The sequence below is a fragment of the Moraxella sp. TY6 genome, assembly GCF_048551375.1.
GTDB lineage: Bacteria > Pseudomonadota > Gammaproteobacteria > Pseudomonadales > Moraxellaceae > Faucicola.
Window position 1 is genome coordinate 1 of the sequence record NZ_JBLYZJ010000018.1, and the last position, 13,629, is coordinate 13,629.

Annotated in this window: 11 protein-coding genes; 2 read left to right on the plus strand and 9 right to left on the minus strand. The window is 42.1% G+C overall.

The annotated features are described in order from the left end of the window. Positions 1-143: 143 nt before the first annotated feature. The 7 genes from mpl to ACK1U4_RS10825 all read right to left on the minus strand — a co-directional run bounded on the left by mpl (position 144) and on the right by ACK1U4_RS10825 (position 7,041). Positions 144-1,586 carry a UDP-N-acetylmuramate:L-alanyl-gamma-D-glutamyl-meso-diaminopimelate ligase gene (mpl, locus tag ACK1U4_RS10795; protein ID WP_419401736.1) on the minus strand — a complete coding sequence of 481 codons (1,443 nt, stop codon included), beginning with the start codon at positions 1,584-1,586 and terminating at the stop codon, positions 144-146. A 370-nt stretch (positions 1,587-1,956) separates the two neighbouring features. Then, positions 1,957-2,994 (minus strand): YheT family hydrolase, encoded by a 1,038-nt coding sequence (locus ACK1U4_RS10800; protein ID WP_419401735.1) that lies wholly within the window; start codon positions 2,992-2,994, stop codon positions 1,957-1,959. Between the two features lie 286 nt (positions 2,995-3,280). Then, positions 3,281-3,877 carry an IMPACT family protein gene (locus ACK1U4_RS10805; RefSeq protein ID WP_419401734.1) on the minus strand — a complete coding sequence of 199 codons (597 nt, stop codon included), beginning with the start codon at positions 3,875-3,877 and terminating at the stop codon, positions 3,281-3,283. Between the two features lie 29 nt (positions 3,878-3,906). Beyond that, positions 3,907-4,545: a C39 family peptidase gene (locus tag ACK1U4_RS10810; RefSeq protein ID WP_419401733.1), complete on the minus strand. Its 639-nt coding sequence runs from the start codon at positions 4,543-4,545 to the stop codon at positions 3,907-3,909. After that, complete coding sequence (locus ACK1U4_RS10815) at positions 4,542-5,483, minus strand: hypothetical protein (RefSeq protein WP_419401732.1); 942 nt, start codon at positions 5,481-5,483, stop codon at positions 4,542-4,544. The genes ACK1U4_RS10810 and ACK1U4_RS10815 overlap by 4 nt, the downstream gene beginning before the upstream one ends. 756 nt (positions 5,484-6,239) lie before the next feature. Beyond that, entirely contained in the window at positions 6,240-6,524 is a 285-nt protein-coding gene (locus ACK1U4_RS10820; protein WP_419401731.1) for a hypothetical protein, read from the minus strand. An 88-nt stretch (positions 6,525-6,612) separates the two neighbouring features. Further along, positions 6,613-7,041, minus strand: a complete 429-nt coding sequence (locus ACK1U4_RS10825) for a hypothetical protein (protein ID WP_419401730.1) — start codon at positions 7,039-7,041, stop codon at positions 6,613-6,615. 540 nt (positions 7,042-7,581) lie between these two features. Between ACK1U4_RS10825 and ACK1U4_RS10830 the strand changes: the two genes are divergently transcribed. Further along, a complete protein-coding gene (locus ACK1U4_RS10830; RefSeq protein ID WP_419401729.1) occupies positions 7,582-8,286 on the plus strand; it encodes a pseudouridine synthase in 705 nt (234 codons plus the stop codon). A 92-nt stretch (positions 8,287-8,378) separates the two neighbouring features. Here ACK1U4_RS10830 and ACK1U4_RS10835 read toward each other — a convergent pair whose 3' ends face one another. After that, positions 8,379-9,020 carry a DUF2939 domain-containing protein gene (locus ACK1U4_RS10835; protein ID WP_419401728.1) on the minus strand — a complete coding sequence of 214 codons (642 nt, stop codon included), beginning with the start codon at positions 9,018-9,020 and terminating at the stop codon, positions 8,379-8,381. Between the two features lie 238 nt (positions 9,021-9,258). On the opposite strand from ACK1U4_RS10835, the gene dnaJ reads away from it, so the two are divergent. Then, entirely contained in the window at positions 9,259-10,416 is a 1,158-nt protein-coding gene (gene dnaJ / locus ACK1U4_RS10840) for a molecular chaperone DnaJ (protein ID WP_419401727.1), read from the plus strand. A 70-nt stretch (positions 10,417-10,486) separates the two neighbouring features. On the opposite strand, the gene ACK1U4_RS10845 is transcribed toward dnaJ, so the two are convergent. Further along, entirely contained in the window at positions 10,487-13,540 is a 3,054-nt protein-coding gene (locus ACK1U4_RS10845; RefSeq protein WP_419401726.1) for an ImpA family metalloprotease, read from the minus strand. Positions 13,541-13,629 lie beyond the last annotated feature (89 nt).

Sequence of the window (13,629 nt, forward strand, 5' to 3'; positions counted from 1 at the left end):
CTCTATTCATTTGTCGGCTCTTAGTGACTTGCTTTTTTTTATAATACCTTGTTTTTATTGAAGTGCGTAACTTCAGATAATAAATCACGATAATCTATCATGGGTTTTCTACAAAGGTTATATAACCCTAGGATAAAAGGTGATTACCTTTGCAAAGCTTTTACCAACCGCCCATGAATGCCTTCAAAACCCCCATTTGACATGATAATCACTACATCATTGTCACCAATATTTTGGACAATGTGATTAATAATATCATCGGTCGAAGTCATCACTTGCTGACGTTCAGCACCGCCAATCGCATCTGCTACCGACCAATCAAGGCTAAATGGCTGATACCAAATTACATGGTCAGCGATACTGGCAGATGGGGCAAGTAAGCCTTGATGAGTGCCTAGTTTCATGGTGTTACTACGTGGCTCAATCACCGCCCAAATCTTGCGATTTGGCTGATTAGCAAAGCGTTTTTTTGCACCGTCTAGTGTGGTTTCGATTGCGGTAGGGTGATGGGCGAAGTCGTCATACACTTCGATTGTGCCATTTGCTTTTTCAATAGTACCGACCAATTCCATACGGCGTTTAATCCCTGCAAAGTTGGACAAGGCTTCACAGGCTTTTGCCACAGGCACACCGACATGATAAGCGGCAGCAATGGCGACTAAGCCATTATTCACGCTATGTATGCCACTCATGGTCCAGTTTACCGTTGCCATTTCGCCATTTTCTGCATTAAGAGGGAAGTGTTTCACGTGGAACACCGACCCATCCGCTTGTACCAATTCGGCTTGCCAGTCAGCATTGGTATCATTGACCGCTGTCCGCCAAATCGGTGTCCAACAGCCTTTTTTGATAGTTTCTTCAAGGCTATCCGTCCCTGCTGGCATGATGATTTGACCATTTGACGGAATCATGCGAATCATGTGGTGGAACTGGGTTTGAATCGCCTCAAGGTTGGGAAAAATATCGGCATGGTCGTATTCTAGGTTATTTAAAATCGCTGTCTTTGGGCGATAATGCACGAACTTTGAGCGTTTATCAAAAAATGCACTGTCGTATTCGTCCGCTTCGATGACAAAATAGCCTTCTTTATCCGCAGTGGTATTTGCCCCTAGATAACTGCTGTGTTTAAAGGCATTTTGCAAGGCTTTATCCTCAGTATTGACCAGTGGCACACCGCCAATCAAAAACCCTGTATCTATCCCTGCATACTGCAAAATCCACGCAAGCATGGTCGTAGTGGTAGTCTTACCATGCGTGCCTGCGACTGCCAATACATGACGGTATTGCAATACATTTTCGGCAAGCCATTGAGGGCCCGAAGTATAAGGAATCCGCTCGTTTAGCATATACTCGACCGCTTCAATGCCACGTTTCATGGCATTACCGACAATCACCAAATCGGGGGCGGGCTGTAGGTGGCTGGCTGAGTAGCCTTGCATAATCTCAACGCCTGCATTTTCAAGTTGGGTGGACATGGGGGGATAGACGTTGGCATCCGAGCCTGTCACTGTATGCCCCAAGTCACGAGCGAGTAGAGCCAGTGACCCCATGAATGTACCGCAAATACCAAGAATATGAATGTGCATAATTTTGCCTATAAAAATAACTGCTTATTAGCATTAAAAAAAGAATAAGCTATTGTAAATGAAATCTCTGCACACGACAATTTTATGCAAGACTGTAAGGTGCGTTTTACGCACCATTTTAAGTGATTGATTTGTAAAGGTGCGTGGAACGCACCCTACCTTGATAAAAATTTTGTCTTGTGCAAAAAAATGAAATGATAAAGTGTTTGCAAAGTACAAATTTCAAAAGGTCAAATATGCACTGTTAGCTGTAATATAGTCGTTTAAATGGAAAATAAGATAGGTCTTGTAGGGGCGTATTGAATACGCCCAAATTCAACCTTGAAATAAAGGGCGTAAGCATTACGCCCCTACAAATACCTTTTTGGCTTTAATTTTGGGGTTTGGCATCATTTGACGATTTATCATTGCCCATAATCCACTCAAAAAACTTAAACGTGGTCTGTGGCAACCAATTCACGTGCAGTTTTTCACCCCATGCTTGTCTGCGTTGCAAACTCACAAACCCCACATGACCACCATGCTCACTATACAACAACCGCACACTGGGCGACACATCCGCTTGCGAGGCGATAATCCCCAAAAATGGGTCATCTTTTGCGGTGATAATCAAAGTTGGCTTGGTGATATTCTTTAGCACAGGCAATGCCGATGCCTTCACATAATAATCCGCCCCAGTACCATAACCATGTCGAGGGGCGGTATAAAGCTCATCAAACTGGTCAATGGTTTTGATATTTTTTAACGCATTCACCAATTCGGGGTCTTCGATTTTGGCAAAGGCTTTGGCAAGCAGGGGATTGAGCAAATAGGGCGTATAAACTCGCTTGGCAACAAAGCGGTGCATGGCTTTGGCAGAAGTCGTCAAATCCACAGGGGCAGAGATGACCACCGCCCCATCGCATAGGGCATTGTCACCCTGCTCACCCATATAGCGAGCCAACATATTGCCACCGAGCGACACGCCACTGGCGAGGATATGTTGATAGCCGTAATGCTGTTTTAGCCATGTAAAAACGTGTTGAGCCTCGGCAGTATCGCCTGCGTTGTAGTCGAGTTCGGCAGTATTGGTCACGCCACCACAGCCACGATAATGCACAATCACCGCATCCAAGCCCAAATTTTTGGCATGACTGGCAAAAGCAACGGCATAATGGCTGTCGCTACTGCCTTCCAGTCCGTGAAACATCATGGCAAGCGGTTTGTCAGTATTGGGCGAGCCGTCCGCATTGGCGAATACAAAGTCGTACGCCACTTGGGTTGTGCCTGTGCGGTCAGCGTGTAAATGGCGTTGGTAATTGGGTTTGGTGAGTTTGATAAACTTGGGTAAAATCGTCTGAACGTGGGGATTGGATAAAAAAAATGGCGTGCGAAATGGTTTTAGTGGTAATTGGTGTAAAGTTGGCATGGTCATCTTCTTATCGTATTGAAGTAAAAATTGACTTATTGTAAACCCATTTATCCTAAACAACAAAATTTATCAAAATGAAAACTAATGCAAGGAGTAAGATTCATCAACCTTCTTAAATCTCCCCCAACCCCCTCTTTACAAAAGAGGGGGCTTACTGCCCTAAATAAATTTAGAAGTTGTATTCACAGTATAATTTAAGCAAATCGTAGGGTGGGTTACGCATTCGCTAACCCACCCTACAACAGAGGGATTCTAATTAGTGAAAATCTATACAAATTTCTGATTAATCCATACTTTTAACAGTACCATAAAAACCAATATTATCACTCAAATCTTTGATATCTTGCTGTGCGACTTCCACCGTTAAACTGACATTTTTACCATAATCCACCGTCAAAATCCGCCCATTCACCGTACCCAGTTGATGACGCACAAACGACTCATTGGCAAAATCCGTGTCAATCGTCACCACCGCCAACGGTACATATTCCGCCAATGTCATGTTATCCACCACCAACTGAGCGGTACTGCTATACGCACGAGTTAGCCCACCTGCCCCCAGTTTGATGCCACCAAAATAGCGTACCACTGCAATCAGACAGTTGCCAATGGCTTTGTGTTGTAGCACGTTCAATATCGGTTTGCCTGCTGTGCCATTCGGCTCGCCATCGTCATCAAACCCTGCCGATGTGGTGTTATTGGGGTCGCCGATGATGTAGCCGTAGCAGATATGGCGAGCGTCTGGGTAGGCTTGGCGAAGCTGTTCCACGTGAAACAATAATTGCTCTCGGTCGTCAATCGGATAGGCAAAGCCGAGAAACTCGCTTTTTTTGATTTCTAACGTGGCTTGGCAGGGGGCGGTTAAAGTGGAATAAGACATTAAGAACAATCCCAGTAGAATTTTAAAACCTACATAAACCGACGAAACAAAATAGGAGTTTCTCTAAGTAGGTTCTGTGTGTCGCTAATGGCGGTAAATGTGCTATCACTGAGTTGCTTTTGGGTCTCGGTAGTTGGTAAAATCAGAAGTGCTTTACCTGCAGTGTGATTATCGGCAGTAAGCCAAAGTTTCTCAAACTGTTTACGTGTCAGTTTACGATTGCCCCAACTGGAATCTGATAAATAGACATTATGCTTATCAATGGCACGCACTACACTAAAATGGTCACTACGCTTGTGATTAACATAGACAATAGCAGGAATTTTGATTTTGGCAAGCGATTCATAATCCATCATCATACCATGAGCATTATAGCCATATTTTTCGCTCACTTTCGCCAAGTCCAAAAACGATGCCATTAGGTCATTTAATGCCATATCCTCCAAAATTTCGCTTTCGCTTTTGGGGTTTTGATAAAAGTAAGTCAGGATAGTAGATAACGATGATGCACCACAAGAATAATCAACATCTTGTTTGGTAACCTTACGATTTTTAATATCTTGCCAAGTAGTTTTGGTGCTTAATACTTGACCATTATGAATAGTGTATCCGCCAGCATAGGCGTTTACACCACATAAGGTAAATAATATAAAAGTAGCCCATCTCATTGGATACGCTCAATAGAATTGAGTTGGCGATATCTTTGTGATAAGGGGGGGGGTAACTCTCCAAGTTTGGTCGTCAATCCAAGCGACAATGTACTGCCACCTGTACCTGAAATTGGAGTGCGAACATTGGTAATCAAATTACTTCTGGCGGTAAGTGCATAAGCTAGCCCTAGATTTAGTGTGGTCTGGGTGCTGTTGTTCTCTAGTTTGCCTAACTCATTTTTGTCTGCCCATTTGTGGCGTACACCCACACCGCCTGTGAGTGTTATATCTGGATTGACCGCAAAGCCGACAGAGCCATTTAGCATGGCAATGTCGCCCAAATCTACACGTGTACCAACATCACTCTCACGGCTTGCTTGATGATGATAAGTGCCTGTCAAGCTTAGCACAATAGGGTCATTGACTGTGTAGACTGTACTACCAATAAGAGTAGATGCACCGTTTTTGCTTCTTAGTCCTTGTGTGTTGTTATAGATAGATAGTTCACCAAACATCAAGCTATCGGGTAGTTTTTTGTGGTTTTTGGTAAGTTGATATTGGGTGCTGATGCTGATATCGTTGAGGTATGAATCGCTTGTACTAGTCAAATCTATAGCACTTTGGTTACGAGTATTACGATAGATACCATTGCCTTTTATACCAATCTCTAATTTATCATTCATGCCATAACGTAGTCCAAGCCCCATGATGACACTGTCGGTATTGGTATGATTCTCGCCCAGCGATGGCAAATAAACCATACGCCCATTACCTAAATCTATGGGTTCAAATCCTTGTAGGGCAGTCGATGATTTTTGATGATTATAATAACTAAAGTCAGTGTCAAGTTTAAAACGGTTTTTATCCGCTAAGATATCGGAAACGGTTAAGGGTAAGTCGGCGTGAGCTAGTAGTGGTAGGATAGATAGGACTGATAATAGAAGTTTTAAATTCATAAAATACTCATGAGCTTTATTTGATTTTGTAAATGCAACAATCAATAAAAAAATAAAAATAGATAAACCAATAACCACAAAATAAATACCTTGAGTGCTTAAAATTGCACCAGATATACGGATTGGTTAGCAGAACCAAAGTAAAGCAAGGCTTTATGGTTTGTTTTGCATGCCAAATATGAGTATCTAATTAAGATAGCAGAGATGGCGATTAAGATAACAGATGAAATTAGAACATCACTTTGACATTCTCAGTGAGATCTAGCAACCGAATTGAAAAATTGGTCTAACAACTAGAAATTTTTTTAAAGATTTTTTCTTCATAAAAAAGATTCTAACTATTTTTTTTCTTTTGAAAGAAGTTCTACTAAATGATAACAAGCCACACTGATGATAAATAAATAACCAAAATAACAACCTAAATATACCAAAGCCAAGTTGGCATCAAGGTTGCCTGTTATTTTTACAATACTAATAGAACACCAAGTCAAAACGATTACTGATATCAAAAAAAATGATGACTCTAAGCATTTATTCTGAGAAATTTTCGGTATGTTTTTAAACCAACCGATAAATAAAGCAAGCGTAGCAATTAGATATAAGATAAGCATAACCAAAATTTTTGTAAAGAAAATGATTTTCTGACTACATCATAAACTTAATTTCAAGCAAAAACCTAGTTTTATAGTAGGTCTTATATCTTTTGGTAAAGTTAGAAGTGAAAAAATCTAATTTTACAGAAAATTTATTAAGTAATCAGGTATGCTCTTTCTTCTTAGAAAGACTAAGGAAAAAATGTATAATCAAAGATAACAATATACAATAAGTTATAAAAACTAAGAGATGCAAAAATACTAGCTTACCAGATAAACTTTCTATAAAATTTCTATATGGAAAATAACTAACAATCATAGCAAGAATTGCTATGCCATTTAACGTTCTATATATATTTGGTTTATCCTTAACTTTTGGCATAAATTTAATCCAGCCAATTATTATTCCAACGGTAAATCCAGTATAGGCAAGAAATAAATCAGACACATTAAGTCGTCCTTAAAAACTATTGGTAAGGCAGTTCACCATAAAAACCGAACTACCTTACTATTATCTAAATTAAAGTGATATTTAATTAACGCCCTGCATAGCCCACCGCACCAGCACCAACTGTAGCTACAGCTACTCCTCTCATACCATTAACCAAATGGGTTGCCTTTGAAACTGGATTTAATAAACCACTACCTGCACCAACAGCAACCGCAGCTCCATGAGCCTTCCAATTATAACTATTACTAGCAATTGCACTAGACATATAACTAAAATGACCACCTACAGCTCCAATTCCTGCACCTACAGCAAAATTTGCCCAAGCACCTTCCGTATCAGCCATTTGCTTATCAGTCATTGCCATTGCTTGTAGATTTTCTGCGTTATCAAAAGCGAACGATAAATCCGCTTGCTGAATAGTAGATACAGGAGTATTATAATTAGACGTTACATCTGCAAAAGCAGGTGTAATAGCTACAGTGGCAGTTATTGCTAAGATTGATAACTTTTTCATACGTTTTCCCTTTCATTAATGTTGTGAAAAACTACCAGTCTGTACTGATAGCTGATAACCATATCAAAATGATGATGTGTAGGAGCTTCATTGTTTTGGTATTGGTTATCATTTTCAATAATAGTTTGGGTCATTTACCTTGTCAAGGTTTTTTACCTTATTTTTCAATGCCTTTCATACTGATTCTCTTTGATTTTAGTCAATATTTTTCCACTCAGATATCATAAGTTGTTTTGAGTAATATTTGTGGTCAAAAACTTCACTTACATTGCTAATGCACTACATTTGATAAAGTTTTCCAAATACCTCGCATGGTAGAAAGAGGTGCAAGACAAGTGAAATCAAATCTCACGCTTCATCATTGCCAAGATATTATCTTTGTAGGGCAATAATGCGTCTGGCAAGTTATGCAAGTTTAAGTTATCCAAACTCATTTTCTAGTTCCTTTGGTTAGCATAATCAAAAAGCTTTGTTGCAAAAAACACTGATGAAATATGATACACTAATTGGCAAATTAGCAATGAATAAAAGTGCAAAAAAATGAGACTAGATAAATTCTTGAGCAAAGCCACCGAATTATCACGCCGTGACTGCAAAAAAATCCTCCACGCAGGCGAAATCACCGTCAATGGTGAGGTAATCAAAGACCCAAGCCAACACGTTGATGAAATCAATGACGACATCGAATGGGCGGGCGAGGCGTTATCCGTTGCCGAGGGCAATCGCTATATCTTGCTATACAAGCCAGAGGGCTTTGAAAGCACGCTCAAACCCAAAGAATACCCCATCGTCACCGAGCTGATTGACGTACCCGAATTGGGCAGTCTTCGCCTTGCAGGACGGCTAGATGTCGATACCACAGGGGCATTGATTTTGAGTGATGATGGCGGATTTTTGCACCGTATCACCAGCCCAAAACACCACGTTGCCAAAGTCTATGAGCTTACCCTTGCCGACCCAATGTCTGATGAACAACAAGCCTTTGCAATTAAAGAATTGGCAAAAGGCATCATGCTAGAGGGTGAGTATGACAAAACCAAACCTGCGGAATTGTCATTTACTGATGACACCCACGCCACGCTAATTTTGACTGAGGGTAAATACCACCAAGTCAAACGCATGATGGCGTATTTTGGTAATAAAGTAGTGGCATTGCACCGAGCCAGTATTGGGACGATTACCCTTGAGGGATTGGAAAAAGGTGAAAGTCGGTTTTTGACGGAAGATGAGATTGAGCAGTTTTGATGGCACAGTAATTTGACAGGGAAATACGATAGATTTGTAGGGGCGTAATGCTTACGCCCTATTTTCTTAAATCTTGTTTAAACATGTCAAAATTAAATCGGCAACTTAACCCCAGCCACTTTCCAATTAACAAAACCCTGCCGTTCCATATTTACCGTAATGGGATAACCTCTGACTTGTGTATTAACCGCAAAGCAGTTAAATCCGCAATAATTTGCCGAATCTTTTACTGTGACCGCATTGGGATTGGGCTGACTTAGTTGTTGTTTGAGCTTTTCGCTCAACTCATCTTGACTGCGAGCCATGATTAAATCCTTTACATCGATTTTATCCATCGCAACCGCAGTCAATCCGCCCAATAATTTGGCATTGCTATCAAGACTAGCAAGCGTTGTTTGACCATTTAACAGGTTGTTAACGCCATTTTCAGTCACAGTATTTTCCACCGCTCGATTCACCATTTTACTGACCATACTATCCGCATCGACATTTAGATTTAACGCTTGCAATATTGGTGAGGCGGTGACGTGTTCGACTTTTGCGACCAACACAGGTGTGAGTTGAGCTTTTAGACTTTGTTGTAGCTTGCCAAAATCAATATGGGCGGTGATGGCTTGGGTATCTTTGGCATCATACGCATTTTTGAGTTGATACAGTGTCCAGTAGGGCGAGGCAAAGACCGCCCCCACGAATACAATCAGCAGTAACATGGCAAGGGTAATAATTTTTTTCATGGATAATTCTTTTATTTAGCTCATATTAAATCTATAAAATTGCTTAATTTACTCAAAGTTCACTTGATAAATCGCCAGTTTATCACCATTAATACAACAAATTTTACCTGTTTTTCGTAATCATTTTTATATTGATAAGTGTGTTCAGCATAAGCCATCACCTACTTATATGGCAATGTTGGCGTGGCAAAATGTTTCACGTGAAACTTATCCTTGATACCTTTGGAGTTTGTCGAAAATGTCGAAGCGTGATTTTTATGAAGTGTTGGGTGTTAGTAAAACGGCTGATGAGCAAGAAATCAAAAAAGCCTACCGCAAGCTTGCGATGAAATACCATCCAGACCGCAATCCAGATGACCCAGATGCCGAAGAAAAATTCAAAGAAGCCTCTCTGGCTTATGAAGTATTGAGCGATAGCCAAAAACGCTCGGCGTATGACCGTATGGGACACGCTGCCTTTGAAAATGGCATGGGCGGTGGCGGTTTTGGCGGTGGGTTTGGTGGTGCGAACTTCCAAGATATCTTTGGTAACATGGGTGGGGGTAATTTCCAAGATATTTTTGCCGATTTATTCGGCGGTATGGGCGGTGGGCGTGGCGGTAGTCGCCAACGCCGTGGCTCGGACTTACGCTATATGCTCGAATTGACCCTCGAAGAAGCCGTGAATGGGGTCAAAAAAGAAATCACCTTTACCGCCCCTGCCCCTTGTGAAGCCTGTGATGGCAAAGGGGCAAAAAATGCCAGTGACATCGTGACTTGTCCAACTTGTGGTGGTCATGGCGTGGTGCGGATACAACAAGGATTTTTTGCGGTGCAACAAACTTGCCCAACCTGTCATGGCTCTGGCAAACAAATCAAAAACCCTTGTGATGTGTGTCATGGCTCGGGTGTCAACGAAAAATCTCGCACCCTTGAAGTCACGATTCCTGCAGGTGTCGATAATGGCGACCGTGTGCGTTTAAGTGGTGAAGGCGAAGCCATCCAAGGCGGTGAAAGCGGTGACTTGTATGTCGAAATCCGTGTCAAAAACCATGCGATTTTCAAACGTGAAGGGGCTGACTTATATATGGATGTGCCTGTGAGTTTTGCGGATGTGGCATTGGGCAAAGAAGTCGAAGTACCAACACTCGATGGACGCATCAATTTACGCATTCCAGAAGGCACGCAAAGCCATAAAATTTTCCGTATCAAAGGCAAAGGCGTGACCCCAGTTCGCACCAGTATGAGAGGCGATTTGCTATGCCGAGTGGTGGTCGAAACCCCAACCAATTTAAACAATGAACAAAAAGAACTGCTTCGTCACCTTCAAGCAACGATGGGTGAACATCAGCAATCACCGCAGAAGAAATCATTCTTTGATAAATTGAAAGATGATGTCAAGGATTTGTTTGATTAAGCCAAAATGTTTCACGTGAAACAAAAACCGCCCAAGGATGATTGGGCGGTTTTTTTATGATTAGGATTTATCAATTAATCGCATAAGGATAGTTATTTAACAGCCCTTGGCTTGGCACGCTGACCCATTGACCTTTTGCCAAATGGTTAGCCTGTCCTTTGGGTAAGGCATAAAAATCCAGCGGTGCAATCGGCATATTGAGCATGGCGACCGATGATTTAGCGGTATCCGAAATCGGTAATCCATACATATCAAAGACATTTCTCATGTCTTTACCGATGATTTTTGAGGATAACATATACACCAGTTCTGGGGTGTTAAAGCTTTTATCCATATATGCTCCCAATCCATATTTGGCTTTTTCTTCTGGCGTGGCGGTTTTGAGGTCGAGTGTATCAATAAGGCGATTGGCAGTATTTAATAAACGGAAAAACTCAAATACCCCTTGGCTATCAGGAATGGCTTTGGCTTGGTGATATTTGGTATATAGCAATGCCAGTTGCACGGTCATGGCTTGTTTGGCATTGGCGTTGGTGTAGCCATCGCCTGACCATAAGCGTTGTTCCATATCTAGGCGTAGGGCTTCCCCTGTTTTGCCTGTGGCTCGGCTATCATTGAGTTGTTTATACAAATCCCAATGAGCAAAGTTATAGCCATTATCGTCTTCAGCGTAGATTTCATTTTTGCGAAGCATGCTTAACCCTGCCAAAATATTATTATCACACTCTGTACCACAGCCAATGGTGTTGCCTGTTTGACTAGATTTAAAGGTCATGGATAGCACACGTTTCACAGTATTATGACCCAATTCATGTACCCAGCCCCAGCCTGTGTCGACCCCATAAAACGCATCAATCGGTTGACCTGAGCATAATGCCCCACACGCAGACAACCACCCAACCATATGCTGTACCGCAGGTGGGCGGTGGATATCACCCATACAATCCCACCCCAACTGATTACAATAGGTTTGTGTCGAATAGTCCAATGGGATATTGTTGTAGCCATTGGCGAGATGATTACTGTCAAAAATGACGGTTTTAAGTTTTTGGGCATATTGTTGCGGAGTCGATATGCCGATGTTATTGAGGGCTTTGCTGTTAAGCTGTTGAATTTCACCGCCCACAAATTTGATACTACTCCAACCAAATAGATTGTTTTTGAGGGCAGTGGTTGCCTCATCAATGTCTTGCTGGCTCATATTTTGGGTAAAATCAAAATGGGCATATTTGGCAACCCCTCTGATTTTTAACGTCACAGTTTGTGAGGGTTTGGCATTGTTAAAATTTAGCATCAAAATGCCACCAAATGGGCTGTTAAAATGGCTGATTTGGCTTGATAAAGGCACGTTGACGCTATTGGGTTTGGCAGGATGGTCATAGCGGTTGGGGGTATTGATATTTCTGACGGTGCGTAAATAGCCTGTTTGCAAACTTAAATTCGCCCCACCTGCATCAACGACTTGAATCTCCACCCCTTTAGCAGGAATAGACGCTCGTCCGATGGCAGTGATACCGCTACTTTGTGGCAGTGTCAACGTGATGGTTTCCCATTCGGTGGACACACTCAAATCATTGGCAGTACGTGGCATATAATCGCCTGCACCTTGGGCAGGGGCAATGCTGGTTTGGCGGTTAAAATCCACCCATGTATCCGCTATCAAGGTTTTGAGGGTGCGTGGATAATTGGCAATGTCATCATTAATAAAGCCATCATAGACCGCCGTTTTTCGCCAACCATCGGCTAAAATCAGCATATCTTTTGCAGGTATAATGTTTTGTGAAAATAGGCTAAATCCTAACTGATTTTGTTGGTTAAAAAATGCCTGTAATTGACCAATCGTGGTTTTGGCTTGGTTAAACTCATCCACGGTAAAGGGCGTGTTATTGAGAATTTTTGTCAATAACTGTGAGGCATTGGCAAGCCGTTCGGTTTTTGCAAGAATATTGCCCAAGGTATTGGCTTCAGAGGACGTCAGATTTTTGGGGTCTGCCCAATAATTACCTGCATAACCCTGTAAATCCACCCCATAATGACGAATAAAGTTATCTCGTCCATCATTATTTGCCCACCAACCACCACTGATATACAGTAATGGCTTTTGACTGCGTTGATATTGGCTAAAGAGCGATGCTAAGGCAGGTGTATCGGTCGGCACGGCATGACCACTGCCAATTAACAATAAATTAGCCGTTTGCCAACAGGTATTATTCGGGTCTAATAAATCACATTTGACCAATGTGGGCGTGATGCCATAGGTTTTGGCAAAATAATTCTTGATGTTGTTTTCATTATAGCCTGTATAAGCAATGGTAAAAGCTTCGCCTGTGGCTAGCTTGGTGTCGGCATTGCCCTTAATCAGCCAATTCAGTGAGCGTTGTAACAAAGGTTGATGCGGTTGGTATTCAGTATTATTAAATTTTGCTAAAATATCCACGCTATAGCCAAGGAAGCGTCCACCATTCACCTCTGCGATAGTGCTAATCGCCGAACCAGTATCACTCGTCAGCAAATCTCGGCTCATAAATGGGTGGGTGGCTTTAAGGGTATTACTATCATTGATACCTTGGAACGTCAGATTCAATACTTGCCCATTATTGGTTAAGATAGATTGAACAATGGACTGAAAATGGCTTTGTTGCTGTTGGGTCGCAGAAATAATCTGTTGTAATAGTACCGCTTCATCGGTTGCCCAATTATCAACGACCGCAAGGCTATCCCCTGTGGCTTCTGCAGTGGCAATACGCTGGGCTGGCGTGACAATGATGGGGGTCACTGGAGCAGGTGCAGGTGTTGGCGTAGGCGTTGGCGTAGGCGTTGGAGCAGGTGTTGGAGCAGGTGTTGGAGCAGGTGTTGGAGCAGGCGTTGGAGCAGGCGTTGGAGCAGGCGTTGGAGCAGGTGTCGGAACAGGTGTCGGAACAGGTGTCGGAACAGGTGTCGGAACAGGTGTCGGAACAGGTGTTGATGCAGGTGTATTCGGTGTAGTGGACGAGTTAATAGGGTCTATACTGGGTGTGGCTTTATTAGATGATGATGTACTATTGCTACAGGCAGTCAGACACAGACTTGCTGTGATGATTAATGATAACGGTGTTGGGGCTGAAAGCATTGCAGGAATACGCATTGGCTCACTCGACTAGATAGGTTGAATGGATTGATAATCATGGGTTAATAAAAGTAAAATATTAACGCATTTTGCTTATTGATACAAAA